General features: G+C 48.1%; 16 protein-coding genes. 7 read left to right on the plus strand and 9 right to left on the minus strand.

Translation table 11 applies throughout. The features are described from left to right. The first annotated feature begins 49 nt into the window (after positions 1 to 49). Positions 50 to 1,693: a glycoside hydrolase 43 family protein gene (locus tag U1F02_RS13265; protein ID WP_409990886.1), complete on the plus strand. Its 1,644-nt coding sequence runs from the start codon at positions 50 to 52 to the stop codon at positions 1,691 to 1,693. On the opposite strand, the gene U1F02_RS13270 is transcribed toward U1F02_RS13265, so the two are convergent. The 5 genes from U1F02_RS13270 to U1F02_RS13290 form a co-directional block, all read right to left on the minus strand. Further along, a complete protein-coding gene (locus U1F02_RS13270) occupies positions 1,690 to 2,832 on the minus strand; it encodes a DUF5924 family protein (protein WP_409990887.1) in 1,143 nt (380 codons plus the stop codon). The two genes, U1F02_RS13265 and U1F02_RS13270, sit on opposite strands and share 4 nt — an antisense overlap. Before the next feature lie 115 nt (positions 2,833 to 2,947). Beyond that, positions 2,948 to 4,000, minus strand: coding sequence for an FAD:protein FMN transferase (locus tag U1F02_RS13275; RefSeq protein WP_409990888.1), 1,053 nt, complete (start codon positions 3,998 to 4,000; stop codon positions 2,948 to 2,950). A gap of 24 nt (positions 4,001 to 4,024) precedes the next feature. After that, positions 4,025 to 4,933, minus strand: coding sequence for a recombination-associated protein RdgC (gene rdgC, locus U1F02_RS13280; protein ID WP_409990889.1), 909 nt, complete (start codon positions 4,931 to 4,933; stop codon positions 4,025 to 4,027). Positions 4,934 to 5,283: 350 nt separating this feature from the next. Next, entirely contained in the window at positions 5,284 to 5,904 is a 621-nt protein-coding gene (locus U1F02_RS13285; protein WP_409990890.1) for an FKBP-type peptidyl-prolyl cis-trans isomerase, read from the minus strand. Positions 5,905 to 5,949: 45 nt separating this feature from the next. Next, positions 5,950 to 7,041 (minus strand): AI-2E family transporter, encoded by a 1,092-nt coding sequence (locus U1F02_RS13290; RefSeq protein ID WP_409990891.1) that lies wholly within the window; start codon positions 7,039 to 7,041, stop codon positions 5,950 to 5,952. 108 nt (positions 7,042 to 7,149) lie between these two features. On the opposite strand from U1F02_RS13290, the gene U1F02_RS13295 reads away from it, so the two are divergent. Further along, positions 7,150 to 8,028, plus strand: coding sequence for a hypothetical protein (locus tag U1F02_RS13295; protein WP_409990892.1), 879 nt, complete (start codon positions 7,150 to 7,152; stop codon positions 8,026 to 8,028). Positions 8,029 to 8,044: 16 nt separating this feature from the next. On the opposite strand, the gene U1F02_RS13300 is transcribed toward U1F02_RS13295, so the two are convergent. The 3 genes from U1F02_RS13300 to U1F02_RS13310 are packed head-to-tail and all read right to left on the minus strand — an operon-like array spanning position 8,045 to position 10,456. Next, positions 8,045 to 8,209 (minus strand): FeoB-associated Cys-rich membrane protein, encoded by a 165-nt coding sequence (locus tag U1F02_RS13300; protein ID WP_409990893.1) that lies wholly within the window; start codon positions 8,207 to 8,209, stop codon positions 8,045 to 8,047. A gap of 40 nt (positions 8,210 to 8,249) precedes the next feature. Continuing rightward, on the minus strand, positions 8,250 to 10,130 hold the full coding sequence (feoB, locus tag U1F02_RS13305) for a ferrous iron transport protein B (protein ID WP_409990894.1): 1,881 nt from the start codon (positions 10,128 to 10,130) through the stop codon (positions 8,250 to 8,252). Next, on the minus strand, positions 10,130 to 10,456 hold the full coding sequence (locus tag U1F02_RS13310; protein ID WP_409990895.1) for a ferrous iron transport protein A: 327 nt from the start codon (positions 10,454 to 10,456) through the stop codon (positions 10,130 to 10,132). Before U1F02_RS13310 ends, feoB begins: the two co-directional genes overlap by 1 nt. Before the next feature lie 266 nt (positions 10,457 to 10,722). Between U1F02_RS13310 and U1F02_RS13315 the strand changes: the two genes are divergently transcribed. The 3 genes from U1F02_RS13315 to U1F02_RS13325 all read left to right on the plus strand — a co-directional run bounded on the left by U1F02_RS13315 (position 10,723) and on the right by U1F02_RS13325 (position 13,853). Beyond that, the gene (locus tag U1F02_RS13315) at positions 10,723 to 11,589 is read left to right on the plus strand and encodes a DUF3014 domain-containing protein (RefSeq protein ID WP_409990896.1); all 867 of its coding nucleotides are present in this window, start codon (positions 10,723 to 10,725) and stop codon (positions 11,587 to 11,589) included. A 28-nt stretch (positions 11,590 to 11,617) separates the two neighbouring features. Further along, entirely contained in the window at positions 11,618 to 12,502 is an 885-nt protein-coding gene (gene nagK, locus U1F02_RS13320) for an N-acetylglucosamine kinase (protein ID WP_409990897.1), read from the plus strand. Positions 12,503 to 12,689: 187 nt separating this feature from the next. Beyond that, entirely contained in the window at positions 12,690 to 13,853 is a 1,164-nt protein-coding gene (locus tag U1F02_RS13325; RefSeq protein WP_409990898.1) for an MFS transporter, read from the plus strand. A 43-nt stretch (positions 13,854 to 13,896) separates the two neighbouring features. On the opposite strand, the gene nagA is transcribed toward U1F02_RS13325, so the two are convergent. Continuing rightward, the gene (nagA, locus tag U1F02_RS13330; RefSeq protein ID WP_409990899.1) at positions 13,897 to 15,033 is read right to left on the minus strand and encodes an N-acetylglucosamine-6-phosphate deacetylase; all 1,137 of its coding nucleotides are present in this window, start codon (positions 15,031 to 15,033) and stop codon (positions 13,897 to 13,899) included. Between the two features lie 275 nt (positions 15,034 to 15,308). On the opposite strand from nagA, the gene U1F02_RS13335 reads away from it, so the two are divergent. Both U1F02_RS13335 and U1F02_RS13340 read left to right on the plus strand, forming a co-directional pair. Then, a complete protein-coding gene (locus tag U1F02_RS13335) occupies positions 15,309 to 16,160 on the plus strand; it encodes a GTP-binding protein (protein WP_409990900.1) in 852 nt (283 codons plus the stop codon). A gap of 308 nt (positions 16,161 to 16,468) precedes the next feature. Continuing rightward, positions 16,469 to 20,851 (plus strand): diguanylate cyclase, encoded by a 4,383-nt coding sequence (locus U1F02_RS13340; RefSeq protein WP_409990901.1) that lies wholly within the window; start codon positions 16,469 to 16,471, stop codon positions 20,849 to 20,851. Positions 20,852 to 20,856: the final 5 nt, after the last annotated feature.

Here is a 20,856-nt window from a genome sequence, read left to right on the forward strand (position 1 = left end):
TAAGGATTCACCCTAAGACCCTCTCCATTCATCTCAGGAAAACATAATCGTGAAAAATAAAAATAGCTCAGCAGGTTCGCCTGCTCGTTGGTTTAAGTGTGGATCGCAACGCGTTTCCATTTTGTTATTGGGATTGCTGACGTCTGTGTGCGGGGCGCAAACCGCTACAACGGCATCCTGCCCGGAAACTTATACCAATCCGCTCATGTGGGAGGATTTACCCGATTTGGAAGTCATTCGCGTGGGGGATGTTTATTACTACACGGCGTCCAGCTTTCATCATTCCCCCGGCGCTCCGCTGCTGCGCTCTTACGATCTAGTGCACTGGGAATATGTATCGCACTCAGTGCCAGCGCTCAATATGGATGCTTCGTACGATCTCAACAGAGATCGCTCCTACGTGAACGGCATTTGGGCATCCACCATGCAGTACCGCGAGAGCAATAAAACCTTTTATTGGATGGGGTGCATGCACAATAAAGGTGGCGGCGTTGTTGCGACCTCAAAATCGCCGGAAGGCCCATGGCAGACAACAGCGAGCCAAGGCTGCTATTACGATATGGGCCTGCTGATCGATAAAGACACCGACAAGATGTACGTTGCGTCCGGCAACAAAACGATCAGTGTTGCGGAGCTGAGCAGCGATGGCTTGCGCGAAGTGCGCAAACAAGAAGTGTTAAAAACACCTGCCGATCTTTCCGGCCCATTAGAAGGTTCTCGCTTTTATAAAATCGACGGCAACTACTACATTTTTATGACCCAGTACGCCAACGGCGAATACGTTGCGCGTTCCACTAACGGCCCCTTTGGGCCATATGAACTTCGCCCGTTTGCCGTGAAGTTGCCATACGCGGGTGTGGGTGCAGGTATTAGCCCGCATCAAGGCGGCATTGTGCAAACTCAGCATGGCGATTGGTATTACATTGCGTTCAATGATTCTTTCCCTGGCGGGCGAATTCCCGTGATGGCGCCTATGACGTGGAAAGATGGTTGGCCTTCGGTGACCTTAGTGAATGGTCAATGGGGCGAGTCTTATCCTTTCCCAAAATTGGCGTGCGGTGCCGACAAAGTTAAACCGCGCAACCAGCGCGATACGTTCACAACGGCGCAACTTAAAACCGAGTGGGAGTGGAATCACAATCCCGATAATGCCAAATGGTCTTCTGGCAAAGGCTTAACTTTGCATACCGCGAGCGTGACCGAAGATCTCTACGCAGCGCGCAACACCTTAACGCATCGCATCGAAGGCCCCAGATCTGTGGCCACGATTGAGCTGGATTACAGCCAAATGAAAAATGGCGATGTTGCAGGTTTCGCCGCGCTGCGCGATAAAACCGCGTGGATTGGTATTAAAAAACAAGATGGCAAAACACGCTTGGTAACCACTACGGATGCGGAGTTAGACAAAAAATGGAACACCAGTAATAAAGGTGTGGAAACCGCAGGCGTTGATATCAAGGGCAGCAAAATTTGGTTGCGTATTGATGCTGATATTCGCACCACCGAAGATGGCGGGACTGCATTGTTTTACTACAGCACCGATGGCGTTAAGTTTATGCCCTTAGGTGATCGTTTCACCATGAAGCGCGACTGGCCGTATTTCCAAGGTTATAGATTCGGCATTTTCAATTACGCCACGCAAGCATTGGGTGGATCGGTTCGCGTGATCAGCTTTGATGCGGCGAAACCCTAGTCATTAGAAGCTGCGCTACTGGAACTTGTTTCGGTAGCGCTGGATTCTTGATTTGTTTTTTTGCTTTCTGCGTTGCTATTAGCTGAGTTGCTACTAGATGAAAGTTTTTCTTGGCTGGATACACCAGCATCAACCACTTTAAATCGCAAAATCCCAATAATTTGATTCGCCTCTGTCACAACCTGAATTTGCCAATCGCCCGCGGCATCTTTAGGGAAGTTGGTTTTGTGTGTCCAAGTTTGGTAACCCTGATCGTTACCGCCGCTGATATTCAACGCAATTTTGTCGAACTTTTTCCCATCATGAATCCATTGGTGATAAATGCGTTCACGCAATCCGCGCGGAGCGTGAATGGCGGTATATGCGTAAATGCCAGCGTGTAGTTGCGTGCTGGTGATGGTTTTAAATTGTTGTTGGGGTGCGCGTTCGCGGTTATCAATGCGGTCGGTAATCGCGACTTTCGTTAGCCACAAAGACGCTGGCGGAATCCACGGGCGCACCAAAATGCCAAACCCGGTTGCGCACACAATTAAAATCGCGATTGCCGCAACGCGCTTCCACCACGCCACCGTCATGCTGCGTACGAGACCGGGGCAAGTGAGTAACACGGCAACGCCGAGCGACCACAAATAACTTTGTGGTGTAGGCAAATGAAAAATAAGTGGTAGTGCCGTTAAGAGCGCGGCAAATAAAGTGACGCCGTGAAAACAAAAATAAAGCCAGCGCCGCGCTGCCAACCAATGGTAATAAATTGGGTCGATAATAGAAACGAGCGCGGCCTTAATTAACACCGATGTGAAAACAATTTGCCCCGTATTCCACGCAGTGGTGATAAAGAAAAAGGGAATGACAAAAAATAAACTTTCTTGGTGAATAAGTTGCGAAATATAGCGAAACACCACGGCTGGTATCCTGATGCCAAACCAGCGCGAAATACCGCGTTGCAGCAAATTTTCCAACGCAATCCACACCCAGCCTGCCAACATAAGAATGGAAATGAGCTGCGCAAATTGTTCTTGTTTTCGCTCAACCAGTAAAAAGCTCGCCGCGCCCGAAACGAATCCAAACAACGGAATTATCCAAGGGCGACGCTCCGCGATTTTTAGCGTTCGTCTAATCAGCTTTTTGATCATTGCCATTGTGTTTGAATTTCTTGGTGCAAAAAGGATATTACGCATGAGTTTGCGCAATCGCTCTTTGCTCTGTATAACCTAAGTTTGCGCAAATACTGTTCGGCGAGAGATGAATTCCGCTTCACTGAGCTTGAATGGCTTCCCATTTAATAGTGGGCTGGTTTTGCATCGGCAGTGTAGGGATTTCAACTAGTTGCTCGCCCTGCTGATCAACGTAGAGTGCAGCAATACCCTTTTCGTTTGCAATTCGTATACCTTCTTCACTGCCTAAACAGAGTAGGGCGGTGGACCAAGCATCTGCCATAGTTGGGTCGTTCATAAGTACTGCAACGGACACGGTGTTGTGTTCAACGGGCTTGCCTGTGCGTGCATCTAAAATGTGGCTGTAACGTTTGCCGTTGTTATCGAAGTAGTGGCGATAGGTTCCTGAAGTCATCAGCGACATAGGCTCACCTGAATTAAAGGCGGCAATTTTTTCGAGCTTGCGCTCATTGGGAAGCGGTTTTTCTATCGCAATACGCCAAGGCTTACCGTCAGGCTTTTTTCCGCGTGTTTTTAGTTCGCCGCCAATTTCGACTATGTAATTTTTCACATCGTGTTTTTCCAAAATATCCGCAATACGGCTAACGCTATAACCTTGACCAATCGAAGATAAATCAATTCGCAAATTTTGAATCGTTTTTTGTAAGTGAGTGGCGTCTACTGCAATCAGCTTTTCCATACCGACGAGTTTCATATTTTCTTGCAGGCTAGTTTCGTCCGGCAAATTAAACGAATCTTTTTTAAAACCCCAGAGTTCAAATAAAGGCTTCACCGTTAAATCGTAACAACCATTACTTGCTTTACTTACAATTCTCGCTTGCTCAACGAGCTTCACGATCTCCTCATTCACTTCGTGCGACTCTGTATCTTGCTGGGCATTAAACAATTCAATAGTGGAATCTTTGCGGTAGTTGGAGATGGATTTATCAATACGCTGTAATTCAGCCGTTACTTCTGCTGCGATTGCATCTTTCTCAGCAGGCTTGGGAAGCACGAAGGTGAGATGGTAAGTCGTACCCTGCGCGAAACCTTCCAATTTGGTGAGTTCTGGTGTTTTAACACAGGATACAAGCAGAGCACCAGCAAAAACTACGGTTGCAGAATTCATAATTGCCGAAATTGAAGTGCTCATGATAAATCCCCAAATGTTATGTCATTAGACTGGATCGGATTCACCACCAAACGCCGCTAACAAATCTGCGATAAAGTTTTTCAACTCGCCGCTCATGATGGCGAAATCAGCATCAAACTGTTCAGCTTTGGTTTCGGGGTTGCGGTCGTTAGCTTTTTCGCTGGTCACATCATCAAACTTCAAACGCTTGACGGCGAGTTGGTCGTCGAGCACGCAGTGGATGGATTCTTTCCAGGTAACAGCGACTTTATTCACGAACATGCCACTATTAATGTGGCTGAGAATTTCGTTTGCGGTTAAATCCTGCTTTTTGCAGCGAATAGCGCGCTCGTCTTTGCCTGCTTTGAGTTCGCATTCTTCGCCTAACTCAAATCCACTGGGGAGATTCCCGGTTTGAAGCCAGTGGGTCATGACTTGCGTAGGAATATTTTTGGCGCTGATAGGAATGCAGCGCAAACTTCCCAAAGCTTCACGCAATTTACTGAGTAAATCTTCCGCGCGTTTTGCCGAAGATGCGTTCACCACAATTAATTTTTCTTGCGGCGCTATATAGGCAAAATCCAATGACGATTTTGAAAATGCTTTCGGCAGAAGTGAGAAAATAATTTCATCTTTCAGGCTCTGTTTTTCTTTACGGCTTACGCTGCGAGATTCAGCTTCGCTGATGGCTAAGGCTTTTTCTTCCAAATGCTCGTTAATCACCGCAGCAGGCAGAATTTTTTCCTGTTTTTTTGCGCAAATCATGATGTAGCCATTAGTTGCGTGAATAAATTCGCTGCCGTGACGCCCTAAGGGTTCGATAAAGCCGTAGCGCACAGGGTCCAAGCTACCGCATGGGTTGAAACAGTGAGCTTCCAATGCTTCGTTGAGTTGTTCGGGGGTATGAGTCCAGTCTTCGGTAAGACGGTATAGACGGAGGTTTTTGAACCACATGGGAAATCCAACAATCAATAATAAATGAGATAAGAGTTTTTGATGGGGAGTCGTCATCCTCGCGAAAGCGGGGATCCAGCTCTTTACTTTTATTTTTTTAGTTTCTCGGGATGTTTTTCGCCTGCTGGCGAGTCACTTTTCGTTGCTTGTCCAACGAAAAGTAACCAAAAGAAAGGACACCCCTCTCGTTCCTGTTTCTTGCGCGCTTCAGAAAATGGCAGTCGTTCCGGTGCGACATCCGTGTCGCATCGTCACTAAAACAAACGTCCTGTTTGTTTTACAGCCATTTTCTTCCAGTGCTCAGGGAACTCGCAGGGGGGTAGCAGGTGCCATTCGGCAGGTTAAATTAATTACCCGACAATCTCCAACAACTCCACATCAAAAATCAACGCAGAGTAAGGGGCGATGGTTGGGCCTGCGCCGCGCTCGCCGTAAGCGAGGTTGTGTGGAATATATAAACGCCACTTAGAGCCTACAGGCATCAATTGCAGCGCTTCAGTCCAGCCTGCGATTACGCCGCCAACGGGGAAGTCGATAGGCTCGCCGCGTTGAACAGAGCTGTCGAACACGGTGCCGTCAATCAAGGTTCCGTGGTAGTGAGTTTTAACACGAGATTTCGCGGTTGGCTTTTCGCCGGTACCGGTGGTAAGAATTTCGTATTGCAGGCCAGATTCGGTAACAACTACGCCCGCTTTCTTAGCGTTTTCGGCTAGGAATATTTCGCCTACTTTTGCTTGGGCTTTGGCTTGTAGCTCCATTTTTTCCTGCATGCGTTTGCCAACGGTGCGGAAGGCTTCATCCAAATCGGCGCGGGGTACTTGGCTGTCTTTGCCGTTAAGCGCGTCGAGGACGCCTTGAGCTACGGCTTCGGCGTCTACGCCGTCAAAGGGGTTGGAGGCTAATTGCTCGCCCATTTGGCGACCAACGCCGTAGGAAGCGCGCAATTCAATGGTGTTGTACTTGTCTGACATGAGAAATCTCGTGGGAATCTAATTGAGGGCTGCAAATTCTACCAGTTAGTCGACCGCTTTTGGGGTTTCCTCGGCTGGTTCTACAGGATCATTGTGATCAGTATTTACGTCGTGGATAAAAATTCCCCAGCAGGCGATAAACAGTGCTGCCACCAAAGGCCCGACCACAAAACCATTGATACCAAACATGGCGATGCCCCCCAGAGTGGATAGGAGGACTATGTAATCGGGCAGTTTGGTGTCGCGGCCTACCAGAATCGGGCGCAGTACGTTGTCCAGCATGCCGATAATACCGGCCCCCACTCCGGCGAGGATAAGTGCGGATGTAATCTCGCCAATTGCCGTAAGGTAAAGAGCTATGGGGACCCAAACCAAAGCAGATCCCAGCGCAGGAATGAGCGACGCAAATGCCATAAGCACACCCCACAGGAGCGCGCCGTGAACACCGAGCGCCCACAAAGTAATCCCGCCAATAGAACCTTGCAGAATGGCGATAACGACGTTGCCCTTAATGGTTGCGCGGGTAACCTCTGCAAAAAGTGCAAACAACATGCGCTCGCGAGTGTCGCCCAAGGGTAGGGCACGTATGAGTAAGTTCACCAGATAATCGCCATCGCGCAGCATGAAAAAGGCGATGTACAACATGAGTGCCAGGTTAACGATAAATCCAAAGGCGTTTTGCCCGATCTTTAAGGTATGGCCAGCAATAAATTTACCGCTGGACATGGCGGCATTAATCGCATCGTTCTTCAGGTTTTCGATATCGAACCCGAGCGTTGAGAGCAAATTATTGAGCGCGGGAAATGCAGTGTGCATGGAGTCGATATAGCGAGCGGGGCTGATTTCGCCCGATTGTAATTTATCGTAAAAAACAACGCCTTCGCTGACGACAGAACTAACCACGAGCACAACAGGAATAATCACAACCAAAATGCAAATAGTAAGAGTGGCGAAGGCAGATCGATTTGGGCTGTCACCCCAGTGCGCAAGGAATCGGTTGTGAACGGGCGCGAAGATAATTGCAATTGCGCAGGCCCAAAATATGGTGCCAAAGAAAGGCTTAAGTAGCAGGATAAACCCAACGGAAACTAAAAAAAGAAACAACAGAAAGGTTCGGGTTTCCAGTTTGTCATGCATGGAATAATTCCTTCTTGGGGTGGAAGGCTGACTATACGGCAGCGAATGCAGGCTGTCATCCCAGCCTGTGCTAGGCTTAGCGGGTGCCCCTGGGGTTTGGAGATTAGGATGCCATTTGTCCGTCAGATAGTTTTTGTATTAATACTTATTTGCAGCTTTGCTGTGGTTGCTGAGCCTCGTCCTTACATCGTCGATGTTCCCACGTCAGCTGCTGAAAGCGGATATTTCTCCGACTTACTCGGCTTGGTGCTAAATGCCAGTAAAGCGCCCGATGAAATCATTCAAATCCGGTTTGCGCAAGAACAGCTGTCGCAAGCGCGTTGGATTGCGGCCGTAGCTCAAGGGCGGGGTAACAGTATTATCTGGACTATGACAAGCAAAACGCGCGAAGAAACTTTGCGTCCCATACGTTTTCCGCTTATGAAGGGTTTGATGGGCTACCGCGTGTTGGTTATTCGCAAGGGGGAGCAAGCCAGGTTTGCCGATGTAAAAACACAGCAGGACTTGGCGAAATTAAGCGCGGGACAGGGTATGCATTGGCCGGACACGGGTATTTTGCGCACGAACGGTTTCCGGGTTGTGGAGGCAACTGCCAAGGAGAATCTTTACAAAATGCTTGCCGCAAAACGTTTTGATTTTTTTCCGCGCGGTATTTCGGAAGTTCAATTGGAGAGGGATTTGATTGACGCGCAAAAATTGCAAGTTGAACCTCGCATACTCTTACACTACCCCACGGATCTCTATTTCTTTGTAAGCAAAAACAACGACGAGCTGGCTACACGCATTGAGAAGGGGTGGTTAACCATTTTAAAAAACGGTGAGTTTGATCGCTTCTTTTTGCGCTACGAACCCATGCGATTAGCACTGGATTCCTTGCATAAGCACGAGCGGCATATTATCGAATTGGACAATCCCTTTATCTCTGATGAAACGATTAGCGCTTCCAAACTTTATTGGATTGATCCGAACGAAATGCCCGCGCATTAATTGCCGCTTTGGGCTATTAATGCATTCCTTTCTCATCAGGATTGCTGCAGCTTTTGGCTGTACTGCAGCCACCACAACCGCCGCAAGAACTCGTTGATTTTTTGCCGAAGGGAAGCCATTGGCGAATCACGTAATAAAACGCTGCCAGTACGATCACGCCAACAATCACTTCTTGCCACATGATGTGCTCCTGATTAAACGGGCTTAAAAAAGCCTAGTTGTTAAACCACCCAGCTCGCAATCGTGTAAGTTGCCCAGGCCGCAAAATAAGCGAGTGCAAATAAATAAATTGCAAAGAATGTTGTGGATTTTGCGGAGTTAGTTTCGCGGCGAACCACTGCAATGGTGGATATACATTGCGGGGCGTAAACAAACCACGCAAGGTACGCGAGCGCGGTGGGCAAACTCCAGGATTGCCCCAAGGCAGAGCCGAGCGCAGCATCCACGTTATCGCCACCTACGGCGTATACGGTTGCCAATGCGCTCACGGCCACTTCACGTGCGCCCATCGCGGGAATGAGTGCAATACACATCTGCCAATTAAAGCCGAGTGGTGCAAAGAGGTGTTGCATCCAACCGCCGAGTTGACCAGCAAAACTGTATTCAATCGCGGGGCGAGTTGCATCCGCAGGCGCGCCGGGGAAGGTCACTAAAAACCAAATAACTATGGAGAGCGCCAGAATAATCGTGCCCACGCGGCGAATAAAAATCCACGAGCGCTCTTTCAATCCCATCAACAAATGGTACGCCATAGGCCAGCGATAACTGGGTAATTCCAGCAGCAGTGGGTAGTGCTCGCGTGTTTGGTTGCGGCGCATAATTAAGGCAACCAAGGCAGCGCTGGCTACACCGGCAAAATAGAGCGCGAACAGCGTTAAGCCTTGTAAGTTAAAAATGCCCCACACACTTTGCTCGGGGATAAACGCGCCAATAATTAACGCATACACGGGCAAACGTGCTGAGCAAGTCATCAGCGGCGCAATCATGATGGTAATAAAACGTTCGCGCGGATCTGAAATGGTTCGAGTGGACATGATGCCCGGCACTGCACACGCAAAACTTGAAAGCAGCGGAATAAAGGAGCGGCCAGAAATACCCAAGCCGCGCATGGGGCGATCAAGCAAAAAGGCGGCGCGGGTGAGATAGCCTGTATCTTCGAGCACCAAAATAAAGAAAAACAGAATAATAATTTGCGGCAAAAACACGATCACAGCGCCTACGCCCGCAATCAGCCCCTGAACTAAAAAGTCCTTGAGAATACCGTCTTGCATATGGGTGGTTACAAACTCGCTGAGCCAATCTTGCCCCAAGGTAATCAGGTCTTTTACGGGCTCTGCCCAGGCGAATACGGCTTGGAAGATGACAAGCAAAATGGTGAAGAGCGCAATCAACCCGATCACCGGGTGCATCACCACGGCGTCCAAACGTTCTTGCCAGCGGGGAAAATGATCTGGCTGAACAACGTTGTCCAGCATAATATTTTCGATGCGGTGATAAAGCTCTTCGATGGAATCGTCGCGGCTCAACTCGTCCAGCTCCAGCTGACCAAGCGATAAGGTTTGCGTATCGGCGGGCGGCGGATTTTTCGCATGATTCTCGGCGAATTCAGCCAGAAGTTTTCTCAGGTCATCTGTACCCTGGCGATTTACCGCAACGGTTTCCACCACGGGAATACCGATGGCACGGCTAAGACCTGCGGTGTTAATGCTAATACCACGGCTACGCGCTGCATCCATTTGGTTGAGCGCCAATACCATGGGGCGATTGAGGGTTTTTAGCTCCATCACCAAGCGCAAACCGAGGCGCAGGTTAGTGGCATCTATCACGGCGACCAGCACATCGGGTTTGGCTTCGCCGGCAATTTTCCCGAGGATGAGATCACGCGCAACCTGTTCGTCGGGCGAGGTCACAAACAAACTATAAGTGCCGGGAAGGTCGAGCAATTCGGCGGGGTGGGGTAGATCAATTGGGCCAGAGCGGCGCTCAACTGTGACGCCGGGGTAATTGGCGACCTTGGCGCGTGCACCGGTTAAGCGGTTAAAAAGGGAGGTTTTGCCGCAGTTGGGGTTGCCAATAAGAGCAAAGCGAATTGGCGCAGGCATTAATGGCTCCCGGAGATGGCTTCCACACGAATTTTGGCAGCTTCTGCGCGGCGCAGCGCAAACTTGGTTCCGTTAACTTGTACGGCAAGCGGGTCGCTACCCAACAGACCAAAACCAATCACCTTAAGCTGAGCACCGGGCAAAAAGCCGAGCTCTTTCAAGCGCAGAGTGACACGTTCATCCTGCCCGCCAAACAAACTTTGGGGTTGTAAGTCCACAATACGCACTTGCGCGCCTTTACGGCATTCGTCCAAACCTAAAGTGCCGGTGCTGGAAATTGGCGCTTGGGTCGACAAGGTTGAGAAGTTTGGCGAAGCGGCGTTCATGGAAATGATCTCTGAATGCAAATGAGAGTAATTACTATATAGGATAAACTATGTACCGCTCATTCGCAAACCAAAGCCGACCAAAAAGCGCGCAAAAAAGCGACTCGGATTTGATTGAGATTAAGAAACGGGTGCTTTTGTAAAGTGGGAAAACCAATTTGAGGTTCTGCGGTCTGTGATAAACATCGTCATATTGAGGCGCCATGTGGCTTTTGCCGCGCTATCCGCGTAAGTTAGGCGGCGCATTTTTGGAATAGGAGCATCTTATGCAGTATCGCAACCGCCCAACCGGGGGATTAGGTCCACTCGCCAAGTGGAGCGTGGTTATCCTCGCCGTGGGCGCCATTGGGTCTATTGGCTACTTTTTGATGAAAGAAGAGGCGCATCGCCCGCCCAAATTGCATGATCTACCCACACCCGCTGCCGTTCAGCCCGGTGTTGCACCAGATGTCGCGCCCGCCGCCAAACCGGTGTATGACGAACCCGAGCCTGTTCCTGCGCCGATTCCTTTACCTGACTTAAACCAGAGCGACGCTTCCGTATTAGCTGCGCTTAAAGCCTTAAATATCAACGGCTTGGTGGAAATGATTATCCCGCAAGAAATTCTGCGTAAGTTTGTCCGCGCAGTAGATATTCTGGAAGAAGGCAAGGTAGTGACCGAGTATCGCCCAATCACCTCGCCGCAGGGCGCTTTCGTTGCGGATTCTTTTAACGTCAAAGTCTCTGGCGGCGAACTCGGCGAACAGCAAGACGTAGAGCAGTTCCGTGTGAGCCCGAAAAACTACTTGCGCTATACCTTGTACGCGCAGGTCATTTCCGCCTTGGACAGCGATGCCAGTATTGCGCTCTACAAACGCTATTACCCTTTGCTAAACCGCGCGCATCAGGAATTGGGCTCCGGTAAAGGAAATTTTCATACGGTGCTGATTCGCGCCATTGATAAGGTATTGACTGCGCCCGATGCCAGCGGTGACATGATTTTGATTCACCCCAAGGTCTATTATGAATTTGCTGACCCAGCGCTCGAAAAGCTGCCGGACGTTCACAAACTCATGCTGCGGATGGGGCCGGATAACGCCGCTGTGGTGAAGGAAAGTTTGCGAAATATCCGCACCAAATTATTAAAAAAATAATGCGTGCACACCGCGTAGGAAAGAAAAAATGCAAGTTAATCGAGAGCAGATTTTTGTTGGCGTTGATGGAGGCGGCACCAAATGCCGCGCGCGTTTATTTTCATCGGCTGACCTTGTTTTGGGCACTGGTTTAGGTGGCCCCGCAAATCCTTATCATGGTAAAGAGCAAGCTCAGGCTTCCATCCTGCGTGCAGTAGAAATGGCAATGGCGGATGCCGGTTTGAATGCGGGTATTGAAGACTTAATTGTCGGAGCCGGCTTGGCTGGTGTTAACTTGCCATCGGTTTTTCAGTCGATGAGTGAGTGGAAACACCCTTTCAAAAAAATGTATCTCACCACCGACCTGCACATTGCCTGTTTAGGGGCGCACCTCTCGGATGAAGGTGCGGTGCTTGTTGCGGGAACCGGGTCGTGCGGTTATTCCTATGTAAATGGCAAGGCGTTAATGGTTGGCGGACATGGTTTTCCATGTGGTGATCAAGGCAGCGGTGCCTGGATGGGGTTGGCGGCGGTAAGGGCGGTTTTGTTGGCGCATGACGGATTGGGAATGCAAACCAGCCTTAGCGATTACATCGAACGCCATTTAGGTGCTGGGGGCGAAATGATTGTCGATAAATTGGGGGCAGCAAAATCAAATGATTTTGCTGAGTTCGCTCAATTTGTATTTGAGGCCGCCGAGCATGGTGATGAAATTGCCACACATATTTTGCGCGAAGGTGCTGAATACTTGAGTGATGTAGCAGACAAATTGTGGCAAACAAATCCGGGACGCATGTCGCTGATTGGCGGTTTGTCTGAGCGCATCATGCCTTGGTTAAAAACTTCCGTAACCGCTCATCTATCAAAGCCGATTAGCCAGCCCGAATTCGGCGCGGTTTATTTTGCCAAGCAGCGCTACTCGCTCGAATCTTAAATAAACTTTTGATTTACGGGTTTAATGCTTGAATAATAGCTCGCAGAAAATTTAATCATAATCCAATGCACTGATTGCCGTGGTAGCAGTTCACACCACACGTTTTTTCAGCGGTTCCCTTTATGTAGGTTTCCTCTGGGCCTCACAATCACGCAAGAATGCTAACTTAAAATTATAGGGACTCATCATGTCTTATGCTGCCATTATTCTTGGCCTGTGCCAATTTCTGTTTATGTCTTCGGTTGCCGTGGGCCTAGCTTTTAATGCGCTGGTTGGAAAGTCATTAGCGCCCTCCGCCGCACTCGCCACATTGCCCTTATTTTTTATGATGGGTGGTACAGCGGCCTTAACACTTTCCATGCCTGGGGTTCTGGCAAGGTGGGGGTATCGCAAGGTATTTATGGCGGGTGTCTTGTGCGGTGCTTTGGGTGGATTGTTTGCTGTTATCGCCAATTTTTTTCATTCATTTTGGGTTTTTTGCGTGGCAGGTTTGATGATGGGCTTTTATCAAGCGTCCGCTATGTATTATCGTTTTGCTGCTGCAGACGCGGTCGCTGCCGAGCACAAAAGTTCAGCTATCGCTTGGGTTTTAAATGGCGGCATTCTTGCGGCTTTTGCCGGTCCCTTAATTGGCAGTCACAGCCTGCATTTTTTTGCGATTGATTATGTGGGCTCTTACGCTGCTACTGCCTTGCTCGCGCTTCTGGCGTTACCTTTGTTGATGCGTGTTCCCCTACCACCACGTAATGCGGGTGTGGTGTTGCCCGATTTTAATTTTAAATCCATTAATTTTACTGCCCTGAGTGCCATGTTATTTTGTACGAGCGGTTATGCCATGATGGGGATGGTAATGCTCGCGAGCCCTCTCGCTATGTCTGGTTGTGGGTATCATCCGCAAGATGCGGCGAGCGTAATTCAGTGGCACCTGCTTGGTATGTTTGCGCCCTCGCTCGTTACCGGAAAATTAATTGCGCGTTTCGGAGCACAAAAAATAGCGCTGACAGGCGTTGTTATTTTGTTGTCGGGATGCGCCCTTGCTCTGACGGGAACAACCTTGCACATATTCCATTTTGCATTGCTCATCGTAGGTATAGGTTGGAATTTCATGTACATGGGTGGCAGCACTTTGCTCACGTTCATTAGTGATGCAGGCCTGCGCAGCAGGCTGCAGTCTATTAACGAATTCGCGACCTTTTCTTGTATCACCCTGATCTCCGGGTTAACCGGTTGGCTTTATGAAAGCTTAGGGTGGCAGGTGATTTTATATATCGCTGTGACTCTGCTCACCGCTGTGTTGGCGGGCATTTTAGTGGGACAAATACGTCAACCGGGAATTGCTAAAAATAATTAACGCAACCTGCACTTTGGTTGTGCATCAGAGTGCACGTTTATTTTTATTCTTCACTGCCGTTTATCCAGCTACGCAGTAAATTAAATTGGGCGTCGATCAAAATCATGCTGGCGAAATTACCTGCTTTGATGGTGCCTAATAATTTTTCATCCATCATCGCGGCCGGGTATTCGCTCGCCATGCGAATAGCTTCTTCGAGTGCTATCCCAACGTTCTGGCAGGTATATTTTATCGCTTTCAACATGTCCAGGTCAGAACCTGCGAGGGTCCCTGTCGCTGTAGTGAGCTTTCCGTTATTGCACTGAATAAGTTCGCCGTTCAGCATAAAATTTTTATCAGCAGAACCAACGCTTGGCATGGCATCGGTTACCAAGACTAGCTTGCCCTTTGCTTTTGCTCGATGTGCAACTTTGATAGATGCAGGGTGAACGTGATGGCCGTCGGCAATAATTCCGCAAAAAGAATCCACGCTTTCCAGCGCTGCGCCAAGCATGCCCGGCTCGCGGCTCGTGAAGGGAGTCATTGCATTAAATAAATGCGTAAAGCTGCGCAACCCTGCGGCCAAGGCTACTTTGGTTTGCTCGTAAGTTGCCGCGCTGTGGCCCGCAGAAACCACAACTCCAGCGTCAACCAAGCGCTTGATCATTTGTGGTGTGGTTAATTCAGGCGCGATGGTGATGAGCGTTTTTCCTATTTTTAACGAGGTTAGCAATTCAAACGCGGCTTCATCAATAATTTTGAATTTTGATGCATCGTGAACGCCCTTGCGCTCGGGGTTCAAGAAGGGGCCTTCGATATGAATACCTAAAACGCCAGGTACTTTTTGTCGTATCGCATGATCAACGGCGTCAATAGCTTGGGCAATAACCGATAAATCATCGCTGATTAACGTGGGATAAAAGCCGGTGGTACCAAACTGCCGATGCGCGGCGCCAATCGTTTTAATAGACGTAACCGAAGGATCGTTGTTAAACAAAACACCGCCACCGCCATTAACCTGCGTATCTATCAACCCGGGAATCAATCGATGGCCGGCGAGGTCGATGACCGTCTGTAGATCATTTGGTAAATTCTGTGCATCGCAGAGTGTAAGGATGTGTTCGCCCTGAATGATGACCGCATGGTTTTCGAGCCACTGGGTGCCCGTGAATATTTTTCCGTTTATTAGTGCGGTAGTCATTTTGATCGATCCCATAAACCAGAATAGGTTGTTTGTTGAATTGTACCGTGAATGGGCTAAGTCACAAAAAATAGCTCGGTCTTTAGTAGGTAGCTTGAACATCGCCCGCGGCTTTGCATAGATAGAGGGGCGCACAGCACTTTGCCAATCGCGTAATTTGAAGTTGCTCTGTATTCAGAATCACCCAAAGAGTTCGCGCGCGAGTGTAAAGCGTTTTGCGCTCGGCTACACTCAGTGATAAGGTCTGCAAGTAACCTAAAAACGAGGTGTCAAACGTGAAAAGTTTAAAAACATTAGCTTTGGGTTTTCTTTTGGGTTCGCTATTTCTTACGAGTGAAGCAAACGCACAGCCAGCGCTCGAGCAATTGTGGAAAGCGGAGGGCTTGAATGTTCCTGAGTCCGTGCTGGTGTACCGCAACGGTAAAACCAATTATCTTTTTGTATCGCAAATCAATGGCGATCCCGGTGCGGTAGACGGAAACGGCAGCATTGCCCGTTTGAATGTGAGTGGCGAGATTGATGAACTCAATTGGGTCACTGGTCTAAATGGGCCTAAAGGCATGGGCGCTTTTGAAGGCAAACTGTACGTTGCTGATATTCACGACATTGTCATTATTGATATCAAATCTGCACAAATTGAAAAGCGGGTTGCGGTTCCCGGAGCGCAATTCTTGAATGATGTTGCTATTGATGCAAAAGGTACGGTTTATGTTTCTGACACCAAAACCAATAAAGTTCACCGCTACGAAAACGGTGCGGTGGATGATTATTTGTTAAAAGCCGAGAGTGCCAATGGGCTTAAAGTGATTGGCCCTAATTTAGTGGTAGGTGCCGGTACGCATTTGTATTTGGTTGATAAAAATAAGAACCGGCTGCAAATTGCAAGTGGATTTGCGCAGGGTATTGACGGTATTGAGTCTGTCGGCAAGGGAGACTTTTTAGTGTCTTGTTGGGCGGGACTCCTCTATTACGTGCACTTGAGTGGCAAGCTCGATCTGCTTATCGACAGCCAAAAAGAAGGCGTAAACACAGCCGACATAGGTTTTGATACGCAAACCCAAACAGTCTTTGTTCCCAACTTTGCAAAAAATACAGTAACCGCCTATAAGCTAAGTGTGACGCCTTAAGTCGTTAAAAAATTGGCGATGTGTAAAATCCAGTCCATGGATGGGCTATGTGTTAAGGCTAGGCCTGCTCGATGAATAGATTATCAAAAATATAAAAAAACACTGTTCCGGCGCATTGAAACCACACGGAACATGAAAAGGGGACGGTGGGATTGAGGTCCGGAATGTTTGGCAATTTTAACAGCCCAAGGTGCAAGCTGATTGTTGTGCACCGCCTTCTGCTCTTCATTTTTTTGCTATCGGGCTCTGTGTTCGTTGCCGCCTCGTCTAGTAACCCAAACTCTCCTCGCCTTGTTTTCAAGCATATATTGCCCACGCAAATCGCAGCTATAGGCTACATCAACTCTATTGCGCAAGACACGCAAGGTTTTATGTGGTTTGGGGGTGCGAGTGGCCTAGCCAGATATGACGGCTACGAAGTTATCCTTTTTCGCCACACTGAATCAGACGCTACCAGCATTAGCGACAGTTATATCAATAGAATCATGTTGGCTCGTGACGGATCTTTGTGGGTCGCTACCCGCAAGGGGCTGAACATTTACGACTCCCGAACGCGCACCTTCACGCACTTTAAAGTCTCTACAACGGATGCAAGTGCCAACGACGTGACGTGGGTTCACGAAGATCGTAAGGGCGCTATGTGGCTAGGAACGCGCGCAGGGCTGTTTAGTTTTGATCGAAACAAAAAACTTGCAACCAAAATTGTTGATAAAGCCCATGGAAACACCAGCGAGACCAGTCAGGTAGTCTGGTCTCTGGCAGATGATTTATCGGGGAATATTTGGGTGGCCTACCAATCATTCGGGGTTAGCAGTTACGACCCTCGTACCGGTGAATTTAAAAGTTTTATGCGCGACCCTAAACTACCGAACGCACATGGTTATAACGATACACGTCGGCTCTATGTGGATAATGAAAACCGTGTGATGGCTGCAACCTACGGTGACGGTTTGTACGAATTCAATACCACTCGCCAACAGTTTGAAAAAATCAGTCACGATTCGTCCGAAAAAGGCGCAACTGTATGGTCCATGTTGGTGGACATTAATAACAATTTATGGGTTGGTGATGGCAGTCACGTGCACATGCGACCTGCCAACGATAATAAATTCCATCGCTATTTTTATAGCGATCTCGATCCATCCAGCCCTGGAAATTATGTTGTTAACGAAATTTTTGAGGATCGTGCTGGCGACCTTTGGTTCGGTTATTTTCCATCGGGTATTGACGTTGTAGATCGACAAGCCTCCGCGTTCAACAATTACGGCTATAGCTCCACAAACCCGAACAGCATTACCGATGGTGGTGTTTCTGCTGTAAGTGAAGATGATGCAGGTAATTTATGGGTAGGTGCAGGTTACGGATTAAATTATTTTAACCGAAGCACCCAACAATTCACCCGTTATAGTTTTGATCCTGCAAACCCCAAAGGTTTGAGTGGAAGCACGATTTTATCCATTGCTAAATCCGCTACTCACAATATTTGGTTGGGAATTTGGTCGGGCGGACTGAATATGCTCAATACAAAGACCGGCGAATTCAAACATTATTTGCCAGACCCAAAAAATCCGAACAGTTTGCACGGTCGCGAGGTGTGGTCGGTTATAGAAGACCACAAGGGTTACCTCTGGCTGGCAACGGAAAAAGGCTTAAATAAATTCGATCCCGCAACAGAAACCTTCGAGTACTTTTTACCATCGGCAGAGCAGCTGGAGGGGGAGAAGGTTTTGTATTCTCGCGTTGTGTTAGAGGACTCCAAACATCGTTTGTGGTTTGGTGGTGTGCGCGGGCTATTTTTGTTCGATCGGGACAAAAAGCAATTTACGCGCTACAAACATGACCTCGCTGATCCTTCAAGTATCAGTGCAGATTTCGTGTTAAATGTTTATGAGGACAGACGTGGAAGATTGTGGGTGGGAACTGATGGCGGCGGGCTAAATTTGTTTGAGCCTGCTACCGGAAAATTTACCGCGTTCACTGTAAAGGATGGTTTGGCGGATAACGTGGTGGCGGGCATTACGGAAGATGAAAACGGCCTTCTTTGGCTGGGAACCCAAAAGGGAATTTCGCAATTTGACCCCGAGAAACACAGCTTCCGCAGCTTTGATAAGCACCATGGATTGTCAGACAACTTGTTTAATCGCAATGCGGCACTATATACGCGGCAAGGCGACATTTTTATGGGTAACAGTAAGGGATTTACGCTCTTTAAAGCGGGTGACATAAAAAGTAACACCTACGCTCCCAACATTGTGCTAACTAATTTAACTATTGAAAATAAACCGGTTAGTGTGGGTGTTGAGGGCTCTCCACTTACCAAAGCCATTGAGGCCACTTCGAGCTTACGCCTCACCCATAAAGATGCGGTGTTTGCCTTGGAGTTTTCGGCGCTGAGTTTTCATCATGCAGAGGATAACCAATACGCCTATCGCTTATTGGGGTTTGAGCAAAATTGGAATTATGTTGGTACTCGACGTTCTGCTACTTATACCAATTTAAATTCCGGTACATACGTGTTTGAAGTAAAGGGCTCCAATAATGACGGAGTGTGGAGTACGTATCCCGCCACTTTAAAAATAGAAATTTTGCCACCTTATTGGCGAACATGGTGGGCTTATTGTTTTTATCTCGCTTTGATTGCCGCATTAATATATTGGTTCGTTCACGTGCAACGATTGAAGCTCTCGTTTCAAATGGAAAAGTTAGAACGTGAGCGTGTGCTGGTAAAACGCCTCACTCAAATTGATAAATTGAAAGACGAGTTCCTTGCGAATACATCCCATGAACTACGCACGCCGCTGAATGGCATTATAGGTTTGGCCGAATCGCTGCGCGACGGTGTTGCGGGCGATGTCTCACCTAAAATGAAATATCACCTGTCATTGATAGCCGACAGCGGTCGACGATTAGCAGGATTGGTTAACGATATTCTTGATTTCTCTCAGCTAAAAAATAAAGGCATTACACTCCATAAAAAGCCCGTCGACATAAAAGTGTTAGTTGATGTTGTACTCACGCTATCGCGCCCCTTGGTGGCCGACAAATCCGTTATTTTTGCAAACAATGTTCCTAAAGATCTGCCCAGTGCTTATGCAGACGAGGATCGTGTTTTGCAAATCCTGCATAACCTTGTTGGTAACGCGATAAAGTTTACGGATCGCGGCGTAATTAGTGTAACCGCAACTCTGCAAGGCGATTTTATTCAGATCGAAGTCGGTGACACGGGTATTGGTATTCCGAGCGATCGGCAAAGCGATATATTTGAAAGTTTTACGCAGTTAGAGGGCGGAGTTGAGCGCACTCAAAGTGGCGCGGGCTTGGGGTTATCAGTTACCAAGCAATTAGTCGAGTTGCATGGTGGTAGCATTCGGGTCGAATCTGTCCTCGGGGTCGGTTCTACTTTTTATTTCACCTTGCCGATGAGTTATGACTTGCCTCAAGAGGTGCAAGCAAACACTTACTATTTACCTGGCGGCGATAATCAGAAATTACATTATGCGGGAGATAAGAGTGCATCTGTTATTAACCAACATAAAAATAATATTTTGATTGTGGATGATGATTTGATTAACAGGCAAGTCATTACCAATTATTTGGTCATGCAAAATTACAACGTTTTAGAGGCCAGTTGCGCTGAGGATGCACTAAAAATTGTGGCCACAGAATCAATCGATTTAGTCTTGCTCGACATCATGATGCCGCGTATATCCGGTTATGAAACCTGTAAGATTTTACGCGAAACCTACGCTACCCATGAGCTACCGATTATTTTATTGACTGCGCGCAATCAAATGAATGATTTGGTGATGGGCTTTGAGGCTGGCGCAAATGATTTTATGGTTAAGCCCATTTCTAAAGAGACGCTGATTGCGCGTGTTACTACACATTTACAGCTCCATGATGTTATGCGCAATCTCGACAAAAAAGTGGCAGAGCGAACTGAAGAGTTAAACCGTAGCAATGCGGTATTAAAGCAGGCGCAAAATGAACTCGAGTTGGCTTATCGCAAATTGGAGGAGGCTAGCCTTACAGATCCACTTACCGGATTGAACAACAGGCGCTTCCTTGCCAAATCCATTCTGGCGGACATAGCTATTGTAGAGCGAAGCTATTTAAATTGGTGCAACAATCAATCGGCCGGTTTTGAGTCTTCGCTGCCGCATGAGCAAGATCTCGTATTTATGTTGCTCGATATAGATTTTTTTAAAGCGGTAAACGATAACTACGGCCACAATGCGGGCGATAAATTGCTGGAACAATTCAGTCAAATTTTAAAAGCAACCCTACGGGAATCTGATTACCTGGTGCGCTGGGGGGGCGAGGAGTTTATAATTGTGGTGCGCTATTGCAACAGAGAAGAGGTTCCAGAATTGGCGGAGCGTATTCGTCAAAAAGTGGAGTCATACGTGTTTGATCTTGGAAATGGGCAGCGAGTGAGCAAGACCTGTTCGATTGGAATGGCGGCATATCCGTTTTATAAAACCCAGCCGGCGGCGCTTACTTGGGAACAAGTGGTTGATACGGCTGATCGCGCCCTTTATTTATCTAAAAATCACGGGCGCAACCGCTGGGTTAATGTATTGGCCGGTAATCTCACTGAGTCAGATATTGCAAATCCCGCCGCCTGCGATAGTTTGATCTCACTCGCCGCTGCTGGTGTCATTGCGATTGAGTCATCTGCAGCAATTTAGTGTTG

The organism is Cellvibrio sp. (genome assembly GCF_046347455.1).
Taxonomy (GTDB): Bacteria; Pseudomonadota; Gammaproteobacteria; order Pseudomonadales; family Cellvibrionaceae; genus Cellvibrio.